This is a genomic window from Pontiella agarivorans (genome assembly GCF_034531395.1).
In the GTDB taxonomy this organism is placed as follows: Bacteria; Verrucomicrobiota; Kiritimatiellia; order Kiritimatiellales; family Pontiellaceae; genus Pontiella; species Pontiella agarivorans.
The window spans coordinates 638,297-662,153 of record NZ_JARVCO010000002.1 but is presented as its reverse complement, the minus strand read 5'-3'; the positions used below and the strand labels follow the sequence as shown (position 1 = coordinate 662,153).

At 51.0% G+C, this 23,857-nt stretch carries 16 protein-coding genes; all 16 read right to left on the bottom strand.

Annotation, left to right across the window (positions count from 1 at the left end):
* The 16 genes from P9H32_RS02750 to P9H32_RS02675 all read right to left on the bottom strand — a co-directional run bounded on the left by P9H32_RS02750 (window position 1) and on the right by P9H32_RS02675 (window position 23,846).
* Window positions 1-1,308, bottom strand: coding sequence for a Gfo/Idh/MocA family protein (locus P9H32_RS02750; protein ID WP_322607333.1), 1,308 nt, complete (start codon window positions 1,306-1,308; stop codon window positions 1-3).
* Window positions 1,309-1,327: 19 nt separating this feature from the next.
* Complete coding sequence (locus tag P9H32_RS02745) at window positions 1,328-2,284, bottom strand: ThuA domain-containing protein (protein WP_322607332.1); 957 nt, start codon at window positions 2,282-2,284, stop codon at window positions 1,328-1,330.
* Between the two features lie 25 nt (window positions 2,285-2,309).
* The gene (locus P9H32_RS02740; protein ID WP_322607331.1) at window positions 2,310-3,644 is read right to left on the bottom strand and encodes a Gfo/Idh/MocA family protein; all 1,335 of its coding nucleotides are present in this window, start codon (window positions 3,642-3,644) and stop codon (window positions 2,310-2,312) included.
* Window positions 3,645-3,769: 125 nt separating this feature from the next.
* Complete coding sequence (locus P9H32_RS02735; RefSeq protein WP_322607330.1) at window positions 3,770-4,387, bottom strand: response regulator transcription factor; 618 nt, start codon at window positions 4,385-4,387, stop codon at window positions 3,770-3,772.
* The gene (locus tag P9H32_RS02730) at window positions 4,384-6,483 is read right to left on the bottom strand and encodes an ATP-binding protein (RefSeq protein WP_322607329.1); all 2,100 of its coding nucleotides are present in this window, start codon (window positions 6,481-6,483) and stop codon (window positions 4,384-4,386) included. Before P9H32_RS02730 ends, P9H32_RS02735 begins: the two co-directional genes overlap by 4 nt.
* Window positions 6,484-6,557: 74 nt before the next feature.
* Complete coding sequence (locus P9H32_RS02725; protein WP_322607328.1) at window positions 6,558-8,477, bottom strand: alpha-L-fucosidase; 1,920 nt, start codon at window positions 8,475-8,477, stop codon at window positions 6,558-6,560.
* 134 nt (window positions 8,478-8,611) lie between these two features.
* Window positions 8,612-10,267: an MFS transporter gene (locus P9H32_RS02720; protein WP_322607327.1), complete on the bottom strand. Its 1,656-nt coding sequence runs from the start codon at window positions 10,265-10,267 to the stop codon at window positions 8,612-8,614.
* Between the two features lie 63 nt (window positions 10,268-10,330).
* A complete protein-coding gene (locus P9H32_RS02715) occupies window positions 10,331-12,472 on the bottom strand; it encodes a beta-galactosidase (RefSeq protein WP_322607326.1) in 2,142 nt (713 codons plus the stop codon).
* Window positions 12,472-14,826, bottom strand: a complete 2,355-nt coding sequence (locus tag P9H32_RS02710; protein WP_322607325.1) for a glycoside hydrolase family 2 TIM barrel-domain containing protein — start codon at window positions 14,824-14,826, stop codon at window positions 12,472-12,474. The genes P9H32_RS02715 and P9H32_RS02710 overlap by 1 nt, the downstream gene beginning before the upstream one ends.
* A gap of 13 nt (window positions 14,827-14,839) precedes the next feature.
* A complete protein-coding gene (locus tag P9H32_RS02705; RefSeq protein WP_322607324.1) occupies window positions 14,840-15,850 on the bottom strand; it encodes a glycoside hydrolase family protein in 1,011 nt (336 codons plus the stop codon).
* 25 nt (window positions 15,851-15,875) lie between these two features.
* Window positions 15,876-17,732, bottom strand: coding sequence for a hypothetical protein (locus P9H32_RS02700; protein WP_322607323.1), 1,857 nt, complete (start codon window positions 17,730-17,732; stop codon window positions 15,876-15,878).
* A 615-nt stretch (window positions 17,733-18,347) separates the two neighbouring features.
* Window positions 18,348-18,692 carry a DUF6172 family protein gene (locus P9H32_RS02695; RefSeq protein WP_322607322.1) on the bottom strand — a complete coding sequence of 115 codons (345 nt, stop codon included), beginning with the start codon at window positions 18,690-18,692 and terminating at the stop codon, window positions 18,348-18,350.
* Between the two features lie 126 nt (window positions 18,693-18,818).
* On the bottom strand, window positions 18,819-19,316 hold the full coding sequence (gene rnhA, locus P9H32_RS02690) for a ribonuclease HI (RefSeq protein ID WP_322607321.1): 498 nt from the start codon (window positions 19,314-19,316) through the stop codon (window positions 18,819-18,821).
* Window positions 19,317-19,383: 67 nt separating this feature from the next.
* Window positions 19,384-20,496 (bottom strand): DEAD/DEAH box helicase, encoded by a 1,113-nt coding sequence (locus tag P9H32_RS02685; RefSeq protein ID WP_322607320.1) that lies wholly within the window; start codon window positions 20,494-20,496, stop codon window positions 19,384-19,386.
* Window positions 20,497-21,067: 571 nt separating this feature from the next.
* Window positions 21,068-22,234, bottom strand: a complete 1,167-nt coding sequence (locus P9H32_RS02680) for a UvrD-helicase domain-containing protein (RefSeq protein WP_322607319.1) — start codon at window positions 22,232-22,234, stop codon at window positions 21,068-21,070.
* Window positions 22,224-23,846: an ATP-dependent nuclease gene (locus tag P9H32_RS02675; RefSeq protein WP_322607318.1), complete on the bottom strand. Its 1,623-nt coding sequence runs from the start codon at window positions 23,844-23,846 to the stop codon at window positions 22,224-22,226. The genes P9H32_RS02680 and P9H32_RS02675 overlap by 11 nt, the downstream gene beginning before the upstream one ends.
* Window positions 23,847-23,857: the final 11 nt, after the last annotated feature.

Below are 23,857 nucleotides of genomic sequence, written 5' to 3'. Positions count from 1 at the left end.
TTACGCTTTTAAATAGTCCCGGCGTGAACCGGCCAGCCAGGCCGGATCACAGGATTTATCGGAAAATTTCAGTTTTTCCGGATCCCAGAGGATCGGCTGCTGGTGATAGTAGGAAAGATTCATCAGATGACAGCAGATCGCGGAGCGGGCCCCCGCTTCCACCGGCACCATCGGCTGTGTACCGTTGACGATTGCATCCAGGAAATTCTGGGTATGACCGCCCTTTTTCTGTACCGGAAGTTTAACTTCGGCATCGGCCAGAAATTCGCGTTCGGTCAGAACCACTTCCCGGGCCAGTGAACCGTCGGAGGGTTCCAGGAACTTATGAATCACTTTGCCGTCGAGCTCGAACCGGAATTTGCCCCGACTCGCCTGAATACGCCCGTTTTCACAGATAAAATCCACCATAAACCCTTTTTCGCGGGTGACTTCAAGACCGCCTTCATAGACCAGTTTTGCACCGTAACCGTTTCCGCCGCCGGCCGGTGGTAGAGCTTTTACCGGACCTGATTTATCCATATCCAGTGCCAGCTGGATTATGTCGAGATGGTGCGCTCCCATATCGCAGATTCCGCCGCCGCCGTATTCAACCGCATTCCGCCAGCCCATCGGAAAAAAGTCATGCACCCCCCGCGGACTCAATTTGGAATTATAATGATTCAGCGGTCCCGGACCGCACCAGCGGTTCCAGTCCAGACCAGACTCCATTTCTTCCTCCGGAAGATCAAACGGACGGCCCGGCCCCCAGAAATCGGACTTAATCTCCAGGACTTTTCCGACCACGTTGTTGCGAACAAGTTCGGCCGCCACGCGGAACTCTTTCATGCCCCGCTGCTGCGACCCGGTCTGAAGCACCACGCCGGCTTTTTTCACTTCCTTCATCACCCGGATGGCTTCATCGATGTCGTGCGTCAACGGTTTTTCGCAATAGATATGTTTTCCGGCGCGCGCGGCATCTATAACGATGGTGGCATGCCAGTGATCCGGAGTGGCGATGCAGACAACATCAATATCATCGCGCGCCAGCAGTTCCCGGTAATCATTATACGCCACGCATTCCCTGTTTCCATAATGCGCATTAACCCGATCTCGCTCAGCTTCCCGACGGTTTTTGTCGACATCGCAAACCGCCACGAGCCGGCAGCGCTGCATGAATCCGTTGACATGCCAGTACATCATGCGCCCCATGCCGATACAACCGACTCTAAGGTCTTCCATTGCGGTTTTAGAAGCACCGATACTGAAGAGCGGCAGTGAAGCTCCGGCGGTTGCGGATAATTTTATAAAGTTACGTTTATTCAAACTCACGATTATTCCTCCATATGAATTAAAGTTCTGCACTCGGTGTCGCATCCGCTTCCAGATCGCCTGCCGCATACTGGATACCCGCCAGGTAATGTTTCAAAATCTGCGGATTCCAGTAGTGCTCATAATTATGCCCGATACCGGTATAGAAAACGCGCCCCTTACCCTCTTCACGAATCCAGGCCAACGCATAATCCCCATCGGTCCGTTTCATTTCCCCTTTGGGCTTCTCCGATTTCTCAACATCCAACGTCATCAGTACATGCAGGCGGTCGCGTGAATAGGGCTCATTATACTGGAAAATTTCTTCGGTTATACTGAGCTGCGTGTTTCCTTCGAACGCCGCTTTCATCAATGGATGATCCGGCTCATCAATACGAACCGTCACTTTCTGGTTCCCATGCCAGGGATGTCCCATAAACGTGCCGCCGATCATATTGCGGTAATCCCGGTTGCCGTAATACGCATCCGCCGCCGCGTGTATTGCCACCAGTCCGCCGCCTTCACGGACATACTTAACCAGGTTTCCAATCAGCTGAGCGTCGCGCACTTTAAGCGCCTCCCACTCTTCATCCGAAAACTGATCGCGAATGGAATCTTCACCACGGGTGCACGGCATGAAAAAATTACCCGTGCTGTTCATCAGAATCACCACGTCGAACTGTTTCAGATTTTCCGATTTAAAATGTTCCGGATCATCGCTGATCACGATCTCAAAAGCTCCGCTTTGTTCGGCCATTTGTTCAAAGGCAACTTTACCTATCGGTATCGACCAATGCCGCGCCCCGGCCGTGGCGCTGTACAGCAGCACACTGCGGTCTTTTTTCGGTTTCACAATCGGCTTTTTCGGCATCGCCTCTGCAATCCGTTTTTTCTCCTGCTCAGTGACGACCTTCTTTTCTTCAAAGCTTGGTTTCCAGTCCGAATGGCCATAAGCCATTGCTGCACCGGCATATACTGTGATCAGTAATTTTTTCATACATATCTCCATCGTTGGAAAGTTATTACAGTGTCCAGGGATCGCGCAGCGGACGATGCATCATTTTTACGGCCTCAGCCGAACCGGTAACCATTTTCTTCCGGTCATCCCAGCCCAAAGTTTTTCCCGTCCTCACGCACAAATCGCCCATATGGCAGATAATGTCCGAGCAAATGGCGGATTCCAGTGTAGATACCGGCTGCGTCCCGTTCCGAATGGCATCCACAAAGGCCACCGGATGCCAGCTGCTCTCCTGCAGTTTTCTTGATCCCGGATCTTTTGCCTTGCGCCGCAGCGCTTCGGTTGAGGCCAGCATGCCCTCGCGCGAAACCGCCACCCAGCCTTCTTCACCGGCAAAGACCGTGCAGTTTCCAAACTGCTTCAGCTTTTCAATGCCGGGAATTTCCTGCGAAGCGTGCGCCGTTTTCGAATCCATAAAATGAAGTTTGGTGCCATCGGCATAAACAGCCTCCATGTTCCAGGTCACCACCGTATCGAACAGCCCTTTCCCGGGAAGAAAACCGGTGGTTTTATATTCAACCGGAATGCCCTTGTTTTCAGCATCGGCCCACCATTGCAATTGATCCACCGGATGGGCGCCCCACCCGCCCAGCATTCCGATGGAATAATCATAGCAGAAATAGGTGGCCTTCGGCGGACCGTGCGGGCTGCATCGGTCTTCACAGAACGGTTTCATCGGTGCCGGACCGGTCCAGAGTTCATAATCAAATCCTTCCGGCACCGGAAGTTCCGGGGTCGCCAAACCGCCTTTGGCCCCACCCGGACACCACACATACACCTCTTTCACGTTGCCGATATGCCCGTTCAGCACAATTTCGATGCCCATCCGCAAATGACGCATCGAGCGCTGCTGCGTGCCGTACTGAAAAACGCGGCCGTGTTTTTCTGTGATTTCCCGGGCCGCCAGGCTCTGACCGATACAGAGACTCAGCGGTTTTTCCACATACATGTCTTTGCCGGCCCGCGCGGCCATCAGGGCTATCGGCACATGCCAGTGATCCGGTGTTACAATGTGGACAGCATCAATATCGTCCCGTGCGAGAACATCCCGAAAATCGTTATAGGCATCGGGAACGTTCCACTCCGCGGCCCTGGCTTCACGACGCCATTTCACCGGGTCGCACACCGCCAGCAGCTTGGACTGCCTGACCATGTTGTATTCGCCACCGACACCGCTGCGTCGACCGCAGCCGATTAATCCCACCGCAATCCGGTTACTTGGCGCAACACTGCCGTTTTTCCCGAGCACGGCAGACGGAACAACCGCGGGAAACCCGATGGCGCCCCCCGCAAAAACACCCGTTTTTAAAAATCCTTTTCGGGAGATCCCTCTCATCATGCTTCTCCTGTCTTATCCAGTGAAAAGCTCAGAATTATCTAAAAACCGACTATCGACTACCCCCCTAAAAGGGATGTTCTGACCGCGTCCAAAAGCGCATCCGCCCCGCGTATACGACGTCCCGCCTAAAACTGAATAATGCCCCGTCGGATCGCCTCCACCGCAGCCTGAGTACGGTCGGCAGCATCAAGTTTCACACGCAGATTGGTGATATGCTGCTTCACTGAATCAATGGAAATACCGAGTTCATGAGCAATTTCTTTATTCGTTTTTCCCCGGACCAGCAGGCGAAGCGCTTCCATTTCACGAGGCGTCAACTCACGCTGATTTTTTCGACGCTCCAGCTTAAGCATAATCTCGGCCGGAAAAAAATTTCCGCCGGAAGCCACTTCGTGGATCGCATCCACGATCTCTTCAACCTCTCCCGCCGCCTTGGTTAGATAACCTTTTGCTCCGGCCTGTACTGCATTCCAGATATCCTCCTCCGCACTGAATGCCGAGAGAATCAATATACGGGCGTCAGGAAATTCCTCCAGAATCTGTCGTGAGCAATCTATGCCGTTGCCATCGGGAAGCTGATAATCCATCGTTACCACATCCGGACGTTCGGTCCGGAAAACTTCAATAGCCTCTGCACTGGATGCAGCTGTACCAGCCGCCTCAAGATCCGGCTTCAACGCCAGTGCTTCACATAAACCCATGCGGACAATGGCATTATCATCAACTACCATGACCCTGATCATTGCTGTTTCACCTGCTGATTAGGCACTTCAACATATACTTCCGCACCTTCACCCGGAGCACTCGTTATGCGAAAGGTTCCATTCATTTTTACGGCGCGCTCCTCCATCCCTTTCAAGCCGAAGTGTCCCTCCTTTTCCGGAGAGGACGGATTAAAGCCGCACCCATCATCCCGAACCGTCAGGACAACTCTTCCGGACTCATACCGCAATCCGACCTTCAGAATTTTCGGAGCCGCGTGCCGGGCGGCATTTGACCCGGCCTCTTTAGCAATCAGCATAAGATGCCGCTCAACCCTGCGCGATAACTGAACCGGGTTTCCGCTGACCGTCATCTCCAATCTGGCTCCGCACTCTTTCGCAACCGGTGCCAATGCCTCTTTAACCAGATCCGCCAGTGCCTTCCGCTGCAGTGCAACACCGCGCAGGTCGAGAATCGCCGCCCTCGACTCTTTACTGCAATGCGCGAGCATATGCTGGGCAACGGAAATCGCCCGGTCTGTTTTCTGTATGCCGTTTTTTAAATCTTCAGAAACATTCTCCTCCGGTTTTTCTGAGATCAGCGCATTCTGCATCCGGCAGTTCTGCAGCTGTATGGCGATCCCTCCAAGACCCTGCTCCAGATTATCATGCAGTTCACGTGCAATACGCTGACGCTCCTCCAGCACCGCTTCCCGTTCCACCTTCTCTTTTATGATCCCAGTCTGCCGACGAATGGTCTGCCGCAGAAGAACCAGCCATCCGAGAAACAGCACAATCACCCCGAGCAATGCGGAAAAGACCCACATCATTCTTTCGGGCGTCCACCATGGAGCTGCCCGCAGTAACTGAATATCCTCTGCATCACGAAGCTGCAGCCAGAAACCGGTGATTTTGAGTTTGCCCTGTGTATGCGGGTTCAGCAGTAAATGTGCATTTCCGGTTAACATCAGCTCAGCACCGGCCGAAATGCCTTCCTCTGCCCTTTTCCCAACCGGAAGCCGTGCTTCAAACCGGTGCGCTCCGGACCGGCACAACAGAATCTGCTGTTCTGCGCCCCCCTCCGAAAACTGCTTTCCGATATCGATAAGTTCAGCATGGAGCGCAATCAGATCATAATTCAATGCTTCATCAGGCACAGCCCCGACAGGCACCTGCCGCGGCTCCGGCATCGGCTGCGTCTTCAACCGCTCCACCTCCAACGCCCGGAACGCCGGACTGATCGGCTGCGGCCAGACATAGCCGGTGATTTCAACATAATCCCCGGGCTCGACGTCTGTCGATTTCGCGGTCTGAACACGAAGTCCGGCCGCATCTCCCCGCAGAAAAAGTTCTTTTCCGAACACTCCGGTGACCACACCCCTTGTTTTCAGAAGACCGTACGATGGCGTGTCCTTACGCATCAGTTCGGATAGGGAAACATCAACGGGATCTTTTTCAGAACCCGGATGATCGACAGCGATGATGTCATCAATGGAATGGGCAATAAACGCCCGGCCGACCGCCTGCTTCCGACTATTATAACGGATTCCGACAACCGCATTGAGCTCAACGTCGCGATACATCATCTCGTGCAGACGTTCAACCCCGGCTCTGGAATACGGAACCTGAACGGAATACAGATTTTCGCCGGACTCGATGTTAACCATTGCATCGAGCCCATTCTCAGCCGTCGAAACCGCGATAAGGCGACCGCTGAGAAATACCCACTGACAGTCCATTTCAGCCAGACGCATCTTATCCGGAATATAAGCCATCGGTTCAGGTAACGGCCGATGATCAATAAGCTCAATCTGATCCGCAACAATTGCAGGACTGAAACCGCCGGGTTCAACAATGCCGTTCACCCGGATCCAGTCCCCGGGCTTCAGCTTTTCCGCGAACTCCGGAACCGGCTTATGGGAAACAAAAATCCCGTTTGTTCCATCATAGAGAAAAATGCCGAAAAACAATGGCAGAGCAAGTACCTGCCCCTCAATCTCAGCAGTGACAGTACCATCCACCTCATCCGGCATCATGGCCCGGATGTGCGAAATGGAAGTTATCGGCGCGCCCGCAAAACAGACCGCCTGCATCAGCAGAAGCACAACGGTTAAGCACCTGAATCGCACATCACTCATAAATAAATCCTACAGTACCCCGACAGCGGCTCCAAGAGCCCCCGCACCGGAACACACAAGACACCAAATTAAATTCAACCGGAGAGCCCCAGATAATCCGTCGCGGCTTTCTGCACTTCAAGACACGCTTTCACTCGCCATGTATGGATCACCTTTCCATCTGCATCCAGTGCCTCAATTTTCCCGTTTTTGGAAAACGCATCCCAGTTTTCCATACCACCGAGAACTTCCAGATCCAGAATGTTCATCGGCTCAGGAAGGGTCACCAGCATCCACGGATCGGTTTCAGTTTCAGAACGGGCCACGGAATGCATGTTCGGATGGCCGTTCATATTCAGGTCCGCCGCCAGCATGGGATCGGTTTCGCACGATGACATCGTAATTTCAGCTTCCGGCACCCGATTGATTTTGGCCCAGTTTGAACGCCCAACCGCCACGACCTCTGCAATCGAAAGCTGTTGCTTATGTCCCGGCAGACTGATCCGCAGCGCCGCGACTTTTTCTTTCGGCGGTTCAACATGAACCGGCAGATATTCCGGGGCCCGTTCCGGAAACAGCCCTTTGCCCTCGATTTTAAAAACATAGGCATATTCACACGGGGGTTTTTCCGGGAAAGAAATACGTAGCGCATCATCCTTCAGATCCCATTTTATCCGCTCACCGGAACCCAGCATTGTGATGGAATTTATTCCAAGGTCCGGAAGCTCGTTTTTCCCGAGCGAACGAATATGAATCGGCTCATTCCGCCATCCGCAAACGATGGCATAAAGTACGTTCTCTTTACGCGTAAACCGCACATCGTCTTTGGTCAGGTTCCGGCCGAGATTATAATGTTCCGCATCTCCGTCATGCGTCGGACCTTCCCCGTAGCGATGCCACGGTTTCGTTCCGTACACCGCTTCACCGTTCAGTTTCAGCCAGTCCCCCATACGGAAAAGTTCCTGCTTCCACTCTTCCTTCCATGAGCCATCCGCCTGCGGGCCGATATTCAGCAGCAGCGTACCGTTTTTGGAGACGATATCGATAAGCTGATACAGCCAGAATTCTCCGGTTATCTGTTTAGGATCCTCTTCAGCACCCATGTAAAACCAGCCTTTATTCAGGGTACTGTCGGACATCCACTGCGGATAGCGGATATATCCGAATTTCCCATGCTCCACACCGTGAACCTGGCTTTTGCGGTTTTCAAAACCGATCTTGGTGGCCAGTGCCACCGTTTTTCCCCACTCCACCGATTTATTATAATAATGCGCGGTAAGCTTAGCGGTATACTGATCGCTGAACCCCTTGTCTTTTGTTCCGAAATCGAACCAGAGAAAATCGAGCTCATATTTATCAATCAGCTCCGTGGTCCGCGCATACCATTCCTTCACCCAGGCTTCGCTCGGCCCTTTTTCAGGATCATGAATATTGTAAAGCTCCGGAGCCTCCTTCGCATCATATTTGTCCGGATACATAAACGAACTGAAATAAGTCCAGTTCCAGGCCAGATGGGAGGTGGCACCGAATTTGAACCCTTTTTTCCGGGCCTCTTTCGCCAGCTCGCCGATCACATCGATATGCGGAGGCTTATCCACCGAATTCCAGGGGGTATAGCTTGAATCATAAAGGTCGAATCCGTCGTGATGCACCGCCATACCGACAATAAACTTCGCACCGATCCGCTCAGCATCCTCCACCCACTGCTTTGCACTGAATTTTTCAGCCGTAAACAACGGGGCAAAATCCTTATAGCCGAACTCCGCCGGATTACCGTGTTTTTCCTTATGGTATTTAAAAACATACCCGTCCGGACCGTTATACATATTCCGTCCGTACCAGCCGTTGAACCCGGCAATCGAATTATAATTCCAATGCCAGTACAGCCCGAACTTCGCTTCACTGATCCACTCCGCCTGCGGGTAACGGTTCAGATCATTCCAGTCGGCGCGGTATTCTTCCGCTCCCGCCAACCCGGCCATCAATACCATTCCCAACAACACCTGTTTCATCATCAACTCCTGGATTTAAAAACAACAAACGGCAGACCCCTGTACCACGGAACAAATCGATCCAAAGTCCATCCAACAAAAAAGGGGCGCACATCGTACGCCCCTTGCAGCATGCCGCACAGATCAGCGCGGCGCGCTTACTTTGCTACACCGCGGCGCGCTTCAAGTTCTTCGCGTATCTCAGCCATTTTCTTCGAGTTCAGCGGATAGCGGATGAGAATGAAGAAGCAGATCACCAGAGCAACCACCTGAGGAAGCGTATACAAAGCGCGCAGGCGCTGCATGACACCGGAATCGTTCCGCTTCATGATCTCTTTCTGCTCAAGATTCTTTTTATAGTCTTCGAACGTTACGCCGGGCACCTCTTCCTGGGCGCCGAACTTGAGAATTTGGCCACCGATGTCCTTCACAATCGCCCACGTATTCTCATAGACTTTGTCTTCTTCAACGCGCTTTTCCTCTTCCGGAAGTGCGTTCCATTCCATTTCGGCCTGCTGTTCAATGGCCGCCCGTGCAGGCTTATCAATGTTTGAATCAAACTTGATCACATGCTCCAGCATGACCCCGCCAAGCGCCAGTGCCAGCGTGATTGCAATTTTATTCACCCAGTTCGTAATCGCCGCAATCATACCTTCATTACGGGTTCCGGTCTTGAATTCATCCCAGTCGCACACATCGGCACGCAAAGACATAACCAGTACCCAGAAACCAACTTCACCGATTGAAATGAACGGTTTGAAAACCAGAGTGAGCCACGGACGGCCCGGCAGCGTGGTGAAATACGTTCCTGCAAATCCGACAATCAGAATGATGATGCAGCCGATCAGCAGTTTGTGTTTATCGATTCGGTCGGCCAACTGTTTAATTGCAAAAGCCGCTCCAATTGCGATGAAGATCCGGAATGTTCCATCAATCGCGCTGAGCGTTGTTCCCTGCAGCGTATCCCCTTCGAACACATAATACGTGTTTACAAAATAGGCGAGGTTCATAGACAGCATGATCGAGAAGAGGTAGAAGCAAATAGTACCGATAACAATCAGCAGCGGTTTATTGCCCAGCAGAGCCTTACAGGTTTCTCCGAAAGAGAGGTGATCTTCCTTCTCCGCAATTTTCTTATACCGTTCCTTACAGAAGAACGAAGGGAAAATACCCGCAACGATAATTACACCGCCAATGAACCAACTGACCATGCGAACGCCTTCGACCTCTCCCGCCACATGAGGCAGTGTCGCCAGTGCCATCGCAATCGGCATCATCCAATAGAGAAACAGGGTGTACACCTGCTGAACATAAGTGCGCACGACAAAAATACTTGTACGCTCGCGGTAGTCCGGCGTGAGCTCCGCGCCAAGCGCTTCGTATGGAACAGAAAAAATGGAATAGAGCGTATAGAAAACAAGAACGGTAATAAAGAGCCAGGTGTTAATTGCAAAAGCAGACCACGTTTGCGGCACCATCCAGATCACCGGAAAAAAGAGTCCCATCGAAAGTGACCCGAAGAAAATGAACGGACGGCGGCGTCCCCACTTTGCACGGCATCCGTCCGAAATACGCCCGGCAGCCGGATCTGTAAATGCATCCCAAAGCCGTGCAACCGCAATTGCGGCACCCACGATGGAAGCCTTGATGCCGGCATTCAGGAAGTCCGTAAAAAAGGCCATCAGAAATCCCATAATACTGACGGTCGCAAAATGATCCGATGCAAGACCGATGCCGTACGAAATTTTTTCGAAGACAGGAACTTTATCCCCCGCTTTCGTTTTATGACCCTTTGCTTGTATGCTCTCAGACATTATTTTCCCTTTTGTTTACGTTAACAGCCGATAGTTATAAGATGTATAACGTTTCCGATCAACTTATTTAGACACCTGTTCTGTACCGAATCCTGTTTTGTTCATGCGATATGTATACATCATGGCCCCCACTTCCCGCAGGGCATCCACCATTTCCGGATACGGCGTGTCGCAGATATCCACAAGTCCTACATTATAATTTTCCCCGTCCGCGCGACCGGTAATATGTTCATCCACATACTGAAACCAGTGCACACCCACCATCTGCGGATTATCGAGTGCGCTTTTCATATAATCCTTAAATTTTCCGGCACGCCCGGCATGCGTATCCGCTTCTCTCAAGCCGGGATGAAAATGCCCCCGTTCGGTGGATCCGAAATGATATTCCCCGATGATCATCGGGCGGTCGATAAAGTGCGGCAGTCGCATACTGCGGATGCTGTGCTCATATTTATTATAGCTGACCACATCACAATACCGCGAAGCCGCCACAGCCACCGTATCATTCACCCACGCAAAACGGCATCCAAGGTAGAGATGATTCGGAGCGGCCGCTTTCAGCTCTTCCTGAATCGTCTTGAAATAGGTGTCGCAGATTTTTGCATAAAACCGCCGCAAATCCTCCCCGGCCCGGACTAAATCCGGTTCATCGGTCGAGTCCAGCAACGCACGCCATGAATCGTAGTCCGATCCCCAGGCGAGATTGAGATGCTCAATGCGTCCATATTTCGTCTTCAGATCCGCGATAAATTCCTGTTTCGCCGGCTGGTCCGCCGGACAGGACAGCGTTTCAACAGCCAACGACATTGCGTCGTAGCCCCACGACAGCTCGTTATCCACATAAAATCCGATGCACCACGGATCCGCGGCTTCTTCTGCCAGCGCGGTCATATTCGATTGAATCACTGCGCGGAACGACGGATCAAAAACATCATGAAATTTGCCCCAATACCCGCGCGATCCATCCAGCTCACGATTACCTCTGATAAAAAAACTGGCAACATACGGCGTGCGCTGCTTCAGATAGACGTCCGGCAACGCCCAGTTCGCCACCGTATTCATCCCCCAGCTTTTCAGGCGGCGATGACTCAGATCCACAAATTGATCCATCCAGTCTTCACCATATTTCCGATAGAGGTTCAGCTTGTAAAACTGCAGAATTTTGAACGGGATCTTATCGTTGTAAAAACCGTGCGGAGCCCAGGTGCAATCCACATAAAACTGGTCATACACGCCTCCTTTCGGAAGATGTTCAAAATAGGTTTCACGAAATTCAGTGCCGGTGTAACCAAAGTCCGGATTCATGCAGGTCGGCCCCGTCGACCAGAACAGATACCCGTCCGGATCCACCATCCACCATTTTCCGTCCACCTTTTCAACCCGGAAAAATCCGGAAGCGTTTAACTTCGGCCCCTCGGTCCAGCCCCCGAATCTTCCAAGGCCTGAAAGTCCCGGATGTTCGGAAAGATCTTTTTCTTCGGCCAGGCGGTATTTCTCAAAATCATGTTCAGAACGAACTTTTCCGTCCCAGTCCCCGTGTTTGTATTGGCCGTAAGTATCGATAAAAGGCAGATAGCCCGCAGGATCCACTTTTTTAACCGAACCCTCGGCCCGAATATTCGAAACGGCGAACAGCCCCGGTTCGTGCACATGCCCCGCAAAAATCTGGAGCTGATCAATATTCACCAGATCCATCAGTTCACCCCCCGGCGGACGGCGCATGCCGACCAGCTCAAGCGGTTCGGAAAACACCCAGTCTTCGCTACTCAGTCGTACACTGATCGTCCGCATTTCAGCCGGTTCCAGCAATTCAAAGCCCTGCGCATGCTGCGGGGTTTCCGTCGCCACGGCACTGGAACTGTCGAGGCGGATACCCAGATAAAGAGGCGCACTTCCAAGGTTTGTAAAATCAGCTTTAACCGTATAATAGCCGCGCAGATTCCACGGCTGCCCAACCGCCTTGAACGTCACATTCGGCCATTCGTCTTTACCGGCGGTATAAACCTCAATGGTCCGGCCCGTGTGATTCGTAATGACGGTATCCGTAAATTCAACCGACGGATGCAGCGCCCCCTCATTCAGCGAAACCAGCTCAAGCGACCGGCCATTCGCTGTTGCCAGCAGAGCAACTGCAAGACCGCCAAAATGACAGCGAAACAAGCGTGCCGCCCGCTTCCGGCAGGCTATGCCGCAGAACACCCGCATTAACCCACCTCAATAAAAACTGGACCAAGGCCTTCCGCCGATGCCTCAACCCTGCACGCCCCTTCAGCAATCAGCAGGCAACGGCCCTGTGCCGTGATTATACAATCGGACTGATAATCCTGAATATTAAACGGCGAACCGTTATCCACCCCGATAAGAGTACCGCCTTCAACCGCAAAGAAAATTTTCCGCTCTTCGGTTTTAACCGGAATTCCCGCCGCATCAACCAGCTGGGCAATCACGTGCATCCCATCGGCACAAAGTTGAATTGAAGCCGGAACGCCTGCGGTTTGCAGCAAATCCGACGCCCCGTCCGCACGGGCTTCGAGTTTTCCCGGTTTATACGGAACCGCCCACTTGTATATATGGTCTTCGAAATCAGACAGCTTTTTTCTGCCCAGCGATTCCCCGTTCAGAAAAAGCTCCACCGATGGACAGTTGGAATAGACTTCAACCGCAATCATTTCGCCGTCAGCATAGTTCCAGTGGGTGTTCACATCGTGCCAGATCCAGGTTTTCGTTTTCCAGGCATTGGAATCTGCTTCGCCGATGAATCCGGTCGATGCATCAAAAACATAGGGCGACTTTTCCAACGTCTGTGATGTCAGATGTACATGCGGTTCATTACACCACAGCGTCTTCATCATATGGTATGATCCCTTCTCAAAACCCGCGCGATCCAGCAGTCCGGAATCAAGCGTGTTTTTGGGCCACTGCCCGTTCACCTCTCCCATATAATCGATCCCGGTCCACAGAAAGGTGCCCGAAACGAAATCGCGTTCTTCGATGGCTTTCCACTCATGCCACTGCCCCAGATTCTCTGTACCCATCAGCGGAAGCTTCGGATAATTTTCATGGCCATAATCATATATCACACGGCGATAGCTGAAGCCGATGATGTCGAGTGCATCGGCATATCCGGATTCATAGCTGGCCGACGGCAGAATACAGTTGGCAATGACCGGGCGGCTTGTATCCATTTCCCGCGTCCACTTCGCCAGCCGCTGTGCCGTTTCACCAATATCATATTCCTCACGCGGCAGCTCCTTCAGCAGCCGTTTTATTTCCTCGATGGAATTCGGCGGCTGTTCCCAGAAATAATTCCCCTCCCAGCCCATGTCGAAGAAACCGGTGGCTTCCGCATTGCGTGGATAGGTCCACTCAATTTCATTACCGATACTCCACTGGAATATCGACGGATGATTTCTGTGCGCTCGCATCACCGCTTTCAGATCCTTTTCCGCCCATTCCTGAAAATGCTCGGTATAGCCGCGCGAAATATAATCATCATGCTGTTCGTTCTGATTCAGGCGCTTGTCTTTCGGATGATCCCATTCATCAAAAAATTCATCCTGAACCAACAGGCCCATTTCATCGCACAGATCAAGAAACTCATCAGAGCCCGGATTATGCGCAATACGGATCGCGTTGCATCCCCCCGCTTTCAGCGTGGCAAAACGCCGGCGCCACACATCCTTCGGCACAGCGGCACCGACGCACCCGCCATCGTGATGCAGGCAAACGCCTTTGATTTTCATATTCTTTCCATTCAGGAAAAAGCCTTCATCCGCATCAAACCGGATAGAACGGATACCGAACACCGTTTCATATTCATCCACCATTTTCCCCGCTTTGAAAACGGAACAGATGGCTTTATAGCGGTTCGGCGTATCGACATCCCACTTCCGGGGACTGGAAACTTCGAAGGTCTGGATAGTCAGCGCTTCAGCCGCAACCGAACCTTGCGCAACCGTCTTTCCATCCGGATCGATAATCGTTGTTGAAACTTCAGCATCCTTCGGACTGCTGATTTCGATCTGCACGTTTACAGATGCTTTTTTATCCGAAATTTCCGGCGTCGTAATAAACGTTCCCCAAACCGGAATATGGGTTTCAGATGTCCCGACCAGCTCAACCGACCGGTAAATTCCAGACCCGGTGTACCAGCGGCTGTCACAGTAACGCGAATGATCCACCCGAACCGCAATCACGTTTTCACCGCTTATCACCTGGTCGGAAATATCATAATAAAATGGCGAATAACCATACGGATGATCGCCCAGCTTTTCACCGTTCAGATACACCGTCGCATGGTTGTAGACTCCATCAAAATGAAGATAGGTCACCGCCGTTTCCAAAGATTGGAATGTTTTGCGGTACCAGCCGATACCGCCCGGAAGATAACCGGTCGCCCCTTCCCAGTCATTGGAAAACGATTCCTCCACACTCCAGTCGTGCGGCACCTTTACCGTACGCCACGCAGCAGCATCAAAATCCGCAGCCTCCGCCCCGGAAACATCGTCTTTAATAAATTTCCAATCGCCGTTAAGTGAAACTGTTTTTCTGTTGCTCATGAAATATTCCCGGTTAATTCAGTTTCAGCACAACCCCGGTGGAGGTGCCGTATTTCCCGCCGCGATAAGCCCCGAACAGATACTCGGGTTTCCCGTCTTTCATCAGCAGTTGCGGTCGTTCAAACCGACCTTCACCCCAGGCTCCGGTGGCCGGTTCATCGAAATAACGGAAGGCATCCCGGTAGGCTATTTGCGGCTCTCCCCAATGCAACCCGTCTTCCGATTCAAAAAGGAGTCCGTATTCATGATTCCAAAACCCCATGTCCCGCATGAGCATCTTAAAGGTGCCGTCTTCATACCAGATATAGGCATCCTCGCTCTGGGCATCTTTAACCTTTTCCCGCAGATTGATCAGCGCGCCTTCGCCCTGTTTGATATAGGGCCCCTTCAGCTCTTTGGAAACCGTCAGGCCATACTGGCGATTGGAATTACGCCAGTCACCGGTATCCTGATCCTTCTTCCAATCGGCCGTACGCCAGGATTTATAATAGAGCCAGAACTCCCCGTTCGGATGCTGCAGAAACGCCGGATTGGACGTACATACCGAGTTCCAGGCATTGGGATCGGGATCCGGAAGAATCAGTGGCTCCGCACAGCGCTCCCACGGACCGTACAGCGATTCGGACGTCGCCATGCCGACGCGTTTAGTCATCACCGTGCCGTCGCTGTTCCCCATGTAGAAAAGCACATACTGATGACCCACTTTGTGAATCGTCGGATTATGAATCGTCATCGAATCCCACCAGTCGCCGCCACGGCCGCTTACAGGCACATCGACCGTTTCATACGGTCCTTCCGGATCGTCGGCCACCGCATGGGCAATCTCGCTGACGGTCAGCCATCCCTCGTGCCCCGCTTCATTTTTCCAGCGGGAATAAAAAACATGAACCTTACCGTCCGGTCCGTAAATCGGCGCACAGCCCCAGATGTTATGATCCGGATCTACCAGAATCCGGCCCACCGGCGTCAGACTTCTGCAGAAATCGGATATCACTTCCGGACGTGCATATTCTTTTTCTTCCATCTTCTGTTTCCCAAACTTCGTATTTTTACTGATTCAAATTCACCTGCAGAACCGCACAGGCCGCTTTACCGCCCGAATCCGGATAGACCATTTCCAGCACACTGGTTTGCTTCAGCGCCTCCATCGGCACACGGAATTCAACCATACCGAAAAAGTTGGCCCGCCCCTCCTGATCATCCCCGGCCCAGTTGGTCGGAATTTCCAGCTTTGTTCCATTCAGCGAAATGGTTGAAGGCAGCGGCTGTTTTCCCAGCTCCCGTCCCGGCGAAAGACGCAGCACGGCCGTTCCGTTTCCAGTCGGGACATTCCTGAATGTGAAACTGATCGTCTTTCCGGCTTCAATATCCTGCAGATAATCTGTTGCATAAACCCGGTGTTCACGAACCTGACCATTTGTCCGAAGCGGCTCCTTCAGATCAATCATCAGCAGCACCGCATCACCCTCTTCCATATCAAGATTCGAAGGAACGGCACTTACAGGATGCTCACCGAGAATCGGCCGTTCACAGTTGGTCGTCAATGAACGGATTCTTACCCCATCTGTTTCCAAACCGGCCAGACCGGAAAGGCGGACCTGTTTCGGATGTTCATCCAGATTCATGAAAATAACATTCAGCCGTTTTCCATCGGCCAGCATGTGCACCCGCACATCCGGACAGGACGATCGGCTCTCACGCCATTCGCCGCCGACCCCTTTCCAGAAATAGTAAAATTTGCTCAGGTCGGTTTCCGCGAAAGAGCCGTCGGCCCGCCGGCGCCAAAGTAAATACGGATTGGCCTCACCGGGCACCGGATCCGTCGTCATATCGTATGTCCACAAGGCTTTTCCCAGAATGAACGGAATAACACGCATTAGACGGTCCGGATGATCCATATAGGTCATCAACTGGCCCATCGCCGAATAGAGCATCCCGGCAGAACGTGCAGCACTGTACGGCATCGTACTCATGTTACCTTCCGGAATCTTTCCGTATTCCGTAATCATGATGGGCTTGGCGACGCCGAACTTCATATGGCTGTAGGTATCGATCAGATCCATAATCGCCTCGGAATTGCTGCCCGTCCGATTCCGCGGGGTGCCCTTCACATTGACGCCGTCATAGATATGATACGACCAGAAATCCATATTTTCCCCGGCAATATCCATGAAGGTCTGCTGCCAGCTTTTCCAATGCTCGAAATTACGGCTCTCCACTTCCACCCAGGCCGCCGAATAGCCGCCGACCATCACATCCGGAGTCAGCTCCTTCACCCGCTTGGCCACCACATTGTGCTGCATGCACATCGCCTCAACCGTCGTCGGGATTCTATCGGCTTTCACAAACGGCTCGTTATACACCTCGAGAATCTTCGGACGTTCCGCATCCGAAAAGCCCTGTTTCAAAAACTGAGCCGTGAATTCCGCCGTCGCTTCCGGTGTTTTCGGTCCCCACGGCGTTGAAGTATTCTCCGCATGCCCATGCATAATTTCCGGATGGGTGCACAGAATCACCTTTTCCATATTTGAGGGAATCATCCGGCGACCATCATATTCCGTCCGGAATTTTTTATCAAAATAGGTACGAATGTGCTGCATATCCGGCATATCCGGATTCTTCGGATCGGCCGGCAGATCCTCCGCCATCCAGGAGAGCAACCCGCCGTCCCGCCCGTAATTCGCCTCCAGCACTTCTTCAATATATTTGAGATCGGCATCTTCGAGATCCGTCGAACCGAACCCTTCATGAATCGTAATAAACTGATTCCGGTCAAAAACCGATACCCCGCCGATATTCCGTATTTTTGCCGGATCCAGCTTAACCTCAACCTGCTCTGCTTCGGCTCCGCCGAGCAGAGGAACCAGCACCGCTGCCGCTGCTACTGCTTTCAATTTTCTCATCATCTAACCCACTGTTAAATCGTCTGTTCCAACGATGTGCCATTCCACGTCTTCCATCAAAATTGCGGAACCTGCACCTTCAACCAATCGCGTAACCAACCCGCATTCTTTATGCGCTTCCACCCATATGGGCCCTGCGTCCAAACCCTTTGTATACGCAAAGTTGATATAGTAACGGGTACATTACGCGGCGGGAATCGGCCTTTTGGTCAAAAGCCTGTTGTCACAGTATCGAATGAGAAGAAAACCTGCCTTTAAGGCCCTCACCGTTGCCGGTAAAAAAAAAGCTCATTTTCATCGATCCGACGGATCGATGAAAATGAGCGCCTTTCTGCAGTAAATTATTTTTAACGATTTAACCGCTACGAACCGGCGGCATCGGTTGCAGATCAGAAAAGCGGTCTCACCACTGAATATTTGTGATCAGACGGTTGAGCCGCAAGAGGAATCAGGATAACAAAATATTATTCGATACCCGAAGAAATGAATGCCAGAGATCAGCCGGTTTCGTCCCGCAACCGACTCCCTAAATCGGAACCGGTTGAAAAGGTCACCGAACAGACGTAAAAAAGAAATCCCGCTTTGAAACAACGATTCTCCATCAGGATCCGTAATCCATCAATCCTCACCGAACCCCTTCGGCTTCGGAATTTCAACATTGATTTCGCGGCGCGCTTTTTCCGCTGCGGCACGAATGCCTTCTTTGCGCAGAATCTCGACATAGAACGAGGTCAGCCCCCGTTGCTCCGCATCGTTGATGCAGGCATCAATTTCCGCCAGATGGATCGCTTTCGCCTCGGCTTCCGTGTCTCCGAACCGGCAATCAAAATCCCAGAAATCCACATCTTCAGGCAGTTCCTTGCGGCGCTCCCGTTTGATGTATTTGCGGATCTCATGCTTCGTTGCTTCGATCATGCGCGGATATTTGATTTTCGGGTGAGTCAGATTAAATGTTTTTTTCATCCTATAGTCCTTCGTATTGCAGCAGAGCAGGCATCGATTTAACCACCCGCTCCGCTGGAGGCACAGAGATCATGAATAAAAATGCCTCGGTGTCCTCCGCAGTGATAAATAATAGTTTAAGAGCACCTATCCGAAAAGATCATCTTCGGGCAGGGCCTGGTTTTCAAAGCCCGCATCCACGGGCAGGTCTTTTTTGTGCGATGCCGCAACGGCCAGCGCATCGCACCGCTCATTCTCCGGGTGTTCGTTATGCCCCTTCACCCACTCAAAATCAACATCATGAATTTCGCACAGCTTCAACAGCCGCTCCCAGAGGTCGGGATTTTTTGCCGGTTTACTCGGCGAAAGTTTCCATCCGTTGGAACGCCACTTCACCGCCCAGCCCTTAACCATGGCGTTAACCACATATTTGGAATCGCTCGTCAGCACCACGCGGCACGGTTTCTTCAGGGCCTTCAGCCCCTCAATACAGGCCAGCAGTTCCATCCGGTTATTGGTCGTTTTCCGAAATCCGCCGGAAAGCTCCTTTTTCCGATCATTGGAAATCAGCACCACGCCATAGCCGCCCGGCCCCGGATTCCCTCTGCACGCCCCGTCCGTATAAATTTCAATCACATCAGACATGATTTTCATCCACAGATTGAACGGATTAAAAAAATCGGAGTAATCCGCGTAATCAGTGGATCAGATATTATGCTATTTCCCGGAACTGAATCTTCAGCTCCCGCGCCAGCTTCACAATGCGCTTTTCATCGTGCGGCGTAATCAGTACCAGCGAGATGCCCGATTTACCGGCCCGGCCGGTGCGGCCGCTGCGGTGCGTGTAATATTCATTTTTCTCCGGCAGCTGATGATGGATCACAAAAGAGAGATTATCCACATCAATGCCGCGCGCCGAAACATCCGTCGAAACCAGCAAACGTACACGGCCCTTCTTGAACATGCGCATAATCTTGTCACGCTCGGTCTGCATCAGATCGCCGTGCAGCACCGCATGGGTGATTCCTTCCTTTTCCAGCGATTCACCGAAATCAATCGTATCCTGCCGCGTACGGCAGAAAATCACCCCCTGCTGCTGACCGCGCTCCCGCAGAAAATCAAGGATCCGCGCCAGCTTTTCCCCTTCCTTGCAGCGTACACACAGGTGCCGGATATCAGGATTCACAATGTGCTCCTTATCCACTTTCAGGAACGGAGACGCCTCGCCGAGATGCTTGCTGATCATCTTTTTAATGCCGGCCGGAATCGTAGCGGAAAACAGCCAGATATTCCGCTGCCCCGCAGTCAGTTTCAACACGGAATCAATATCCTCACGAAATCCGAGTTTCAGCATTTCATCCGCCTCATCCAGCACCACGGTCCGCACGCCGGAAAGATCAACAGCTTTGCGGCGTACCAGATCCATCAGACGCCCCGGCGTCGCCACCAGCACCTGCGTCGGACGCTTCAGCGCCTCAATCTGCACATCAATTTTATCCCCGCCGCACACGACATACGAAAACATACGCTCGGTATATTTCGTAAAACGGAACAGCTGCTTCTGCACCTGTTTTGCCAGCTCCCGCGTCGGCGCCAGCACCAGCCCCTGAATCTGCGGATTTTTCGGATCAACCGACGCCAGCAGCGGCAGCCCGAACGCCGCCGTCTTTCCGGTACCCGTCTGCGCCTGCGCAATAAAATCCGTCTGCTTCCCGAGAATCATCGGAATCGTTTTTGCCTGAATGTCCGTAGGCTGCTTAATCCCCAGCTCATTCAGTCCTTTAATATAATCGTCGGTTATTCCGAGTGCTTTAAATGATTTCATACCCATTGATCCTATCCTGAAAATTTGTGCAAGCCGGGGAACCTGAACGTTTAACCCCGCCAATACGAGCTAAATACTATAAAAAGGCTATCCAAACTCCTCAAAAAGATACAAGCCCCGTTCCCGGGAAAAGTTGCCGATGTTCGGGCAATAGCGCAGATATCCGATCCGCGTTTCCGAAGAATCCCGAGCCTTATACCACTTGCTGAAACATACGGGTATATTTTTACCACCCGCTCCTCTGGAGGACCTCGGAGAACACAGAATCCTTCCTCCGTGTTCCTCTGGCTCCTTCGTGGTGAAACTTCGGAGCTTCTGGACTACGAGGTTTATACCGAGAAGGTATCAAACAGGGTATTATGTACCGCAGGCGTCCCGCCTTCTCCCGACAATCAACGGCCCTGAAAAAAATCATTGAAAACCGATCTCACGCAAAGGTACAGAGAACGCGGGCACTGGCCTGAATGACTCACGCGACAGATGCGGTACAGATACGAAACGTCGAAAGGTGAGCTGTAGCTGCCTACCGCGAGCCTTCCTCCTTAAATCCGAGGACCGACCCGTTCTCTTTTCATGCCGCAGGATACCTTTCTACACCATCAACACCGGTATCTTGCGATTTTAAAACAATTGCAGTACTCCGTTTGGCTCTTGTGACCCCAACATATAACTTAGCCCGAGTTTCATTTTTCAAGTCATAGCTATTGTCTTTAATCCATCCGACCATTTTTTCTGTTGGATAAATCAGGACACGTTCAAAAGACAATCCTTTGGACTCCCCAAAATTCATAGCTGGAGCATTTTCTCTACACTGCACCGCCGAGCTCCAACGCAACTGTGTTGGATGAAATTCTTCAATATATTGATCAACATCTTCCTCTTTGATCCAGAAAACGCCTTCGTGATCAGTTTCAAACTCTCTACATGAATCACAACTACAAGGTACCGCTGGGGATAGGTCGGGGTAAATCCTATTAGCAAAATCACAGATTTGCTTATTATTTCGGTGGGATGCACCAAGCGTAGTTTCATCTACAGTGCAAGTTATTCGTTTTCCTAGTTCGGACTCTACGAAACCTTTGATCTTCCCATCTCGGTACTTTTTGTACTTTGTTGATGTGTGGGTTAAATAAGTGACCTGTCTGGGATCACCAACCAGCAATACGGTTGAGTTTGATTTAAACAAGAGATTGATGATCTCCAGGTCAAAGCCTGCCAGATCTTGAACTTCATCAATGAAGAAATGATCATAAAGTCGGCTAACTCTATTCAGAACCGCACCCTCAGACGCTTTATCGGCATTAACAATGAACTTAGAGATCTTATCGGAGAAAATTTTATGGGTAGGCGTGAAGTAAAATTTGTTAAAATGATTCTCACCCCAATACTGCGGATGTCCACCAACAGTAATAGGCACACCTTCTGAATCCACTTTTTGCCCAGACCGATTACTCGTTAGATAAAATCCTATACTTTCTTCATGAATGGATTCATTGAGCACACTTTGAAATGGCCGAACACCGTGTTGAAGCAGAAAGGAAAACCATGTCTGGATTTTTATATTGCTTGGTACGCATCCCTTTTTAGAAATAAACCGCTTTCTAATTTCAGCCTCGTTGGCTTCGGTATAGGTAGTAATAAGAACCTGCTCACTTAAAGGCATTCGCAAAGCCTCATTAACAAGGTACGTTGTTTTCCCGGAGCCAGCGGCAGCTATAATTAGTGTGTTATTTGTCATTACACCACCTGACTGCCCGCTGGATATAATCCGGGTATTTAACGGAATCCTCTGCCTCGAAAACTCGCAGAGCCCAAGTTGTTTTGCTACCCAGCATGTACTTTCTCACCTTCGCCGGAGTATCGTATGTTTCGGAAGAAATGCCGATAACCTTACAAAGCCCCTTCAGATCAGACTTATTAGCATCAACAAACTGAGGTTCGAGTGTGTTTAGTGATTCTCTCTTGTCCGCGAATATAGTTACATAGTCGACTTCCTCATAATCTAAGTACTTCTTGATAATCTTATTCTCATAGTCTCCGTCATTATCGGTAATGACAGCGATTGGGTGCTCAAGTTTAACCGCAATCTCCAGGAATCGTTTAAAAGTCAACTTTACCGAAATTACATCGACACCATCATGGATAGGTAACCGGCCCTTATTCTCCTTCATGTATGCCTTTTGGAAAATGAGCTCGTCTGAATCTCCTTCCACCAATACAGCCTTTTTACAGAGAATGAGCCGAAGGGTTTGGTACCCCGGTAGCTTCTTGAAAAAATCATAAGTGTCCGGTGAGAGATCCGTTAGGCGCGTAACCATTGGATTTTTCAAAAGTATCAAATGACCCAGCCCGAGCTTGTTCGCCACAAAACTACTGTGTGTTGATATAATGGCCTGTCTCTTCGTACAGCTTTTCGATACCGCATCCATTAGCTCATTTAGCTTGGAGTGAGACAGATGGTTTTCAGGCTCTTCTAACAATACAATATTTGCTTCCTGTGCCTTCTGATGAGCAAGTGCAAGGTTAGTCTTTACAATGCACTGCTCGCCTTTTCCGATTTGCTGGAATGGAGTCTCATTTAGATAAACCATCAGCGATGTTTCCCATGAATTATGGGAAGACAGGTCAACGGATACATGAAGCTTTTTGTTAGAGACCTTCGCCTTGTCATTGACCTTCTTGTTAATAGCCGCTACAGCTTTATCGCTCCCAAAAGCCTCCTTCAAGCGACGGTGGGCCTGCGATAATCCGACCTTTTCCATATCATCCAAATCGTCGCGGATAATTCGCGAAATATATACATCTGACCCGTTTTGATACCTATTTGAGGTTGAATCAATCAACACTGATTTTAACGGAATACTTCGTCCTGTCACGGACTCCCGGGCAAACGATTTCCAACTTACTCTATAATACTCAACAGGGATCGACAGGACACCTCCGCTGGATACTAGAACCTCGTATTCGCTCTTATAGTCAGGGTCAAACTCAACTTTTAAACTAAGACCACTAGCCTTTAGTCGCTCACTGTTCCCATTACCTTCAAACAACGGAAAATCATCGGCAAAGAAAATCTCTATCAGGATATGTGGAGGAGATTTCTTTTGATCCGTGTTGAGACTTGCAATGTATTCATCAACAACCTGATGGTTAAATAGGTATGGACTCAACTGATTCTTCAAATACTTCCCGTTCAAAACTCCAGAGAGCCCCAGGTTTACAGCCTCGAGGATTGTCGACTTGCCTGCTTCATTATCACCGACCAGAACATTAACACCCTCATTGAGCTTCAAAGTAAACTTGCCGCGAAAGCATCTAAAATTCTCTATGTTGATTTTGTCTATACGCATACTTCTGAGTC

Excerpts from the sequence above, each read along its gene's own strand:
- P9H32_RS02675 (WP_322607318.1), bottom strand. The coding sequence starts at position 23,846 with ATGCGTATAGACAAAATCAACATAGAGAATTTTAGATGCTTTCGCGGC.
- P9H32_RS02715 (WP_322607326.1), bottom strand. The coding sequence starts at position 12,472 with ATGCGGGTGTTCTGCGGCATAGCCTGCCGGAAGCGGGCGGCACGCTTG.
- P9H32_RS02680 (WP_322607319.1), bottom strand. The coding sequence starts at position 22,234 with ATGACAAATAACACACTAATTATAGCTGCCGCTGGCTCCGGGAAAACA.
- P9H32_RS02705 (WP_322607324.1), bottom strand. The coding sequence starts at position 15,850 with ATGGAAGAAAAAGAATATGCACGTCCGGAAGTGATATCCGATTTCTGC.
- rnhA (WP_322607321.1), bottom strand. The coding sequence starts at position 19,316 with ATGTCTGATGTGATTGAAATTTATACGGACGGGGCGTGCAGAGGGAAT.
- P9H32_RS02720 (WP_322607327.1), bottom strand. The coding sequence starts at position 10,267 with ATGTCTGAGAGCATACAAGCAAAGGGTCATAAAACGAAAGCGGGGGAT.
- P9H32_RS02735 (WP_322607330.1), bottom strand. The coding sequence starts at position 4,387 with ATGATCAGGGTCATGGTAGTTGATGATAATGCCATTGTCCGCATGGGT.
- P9H32_RS02700 (WP_322607323.1), bottom strand. The coding sequence starts at position 17,732 with ATGATGAGAAAATTGAAAGCAGTAGCAGCGGCAGCGGTGCTGGTTCCT.
- P9H32_RS02685 (WP_322607320.1), bottom strand. The coding sequence starts at position 20,496 with ATGAAATCATTTAAAGCACTCGGAATAACCGACGATTATATTAAAGGA.
- P9H32_RS02725 (WP_322607328.1), bottom strand. The coding sequence starts at position 8,477 with ATGATGAAACAGGTGTTGTTGGGAATGGTATTGATGGCCGGGTTGGCG.
- P9H32_RS02710 (WP_322607325.1), bottom strand. The coding sequence starts at position 14,826 with ATGAGCAACAGAAAAACAGTTTCACTTAACGGCGATTGGAAATTTATT.
- P9H32_RS02695 (WP_322607322.1), bottom strand. The coding sequence starts at position 18,692 with ATGAAAAAAACATTTAATCTGACTCACCCGAAAATCAAATATCCGCGC.
- P9H32_RS02730 (WP_322607329.1), bottom strand. The coding sequence starts at position 6,483 with ATGAGTGATGTGCGATTCAGGTGCTTAACCGTTGTGCTTCTGCTGATG.
- P9H32_RS02745 (WP_322607332.1), bottom strand. The coding sequence starts at position 2,284 with ATGAAAAAATTACTGATCACAGTATATGCCGGTGCAGCAATGGCTTAT.
- P9H32_RS02740 (WP_322607331.1), bottom strand. The coding sequence starts at position 3,644 with ATGATGAGAGGGATCTCCCGAAAAGGATTTTTAAAAACGGGTGTTTTT.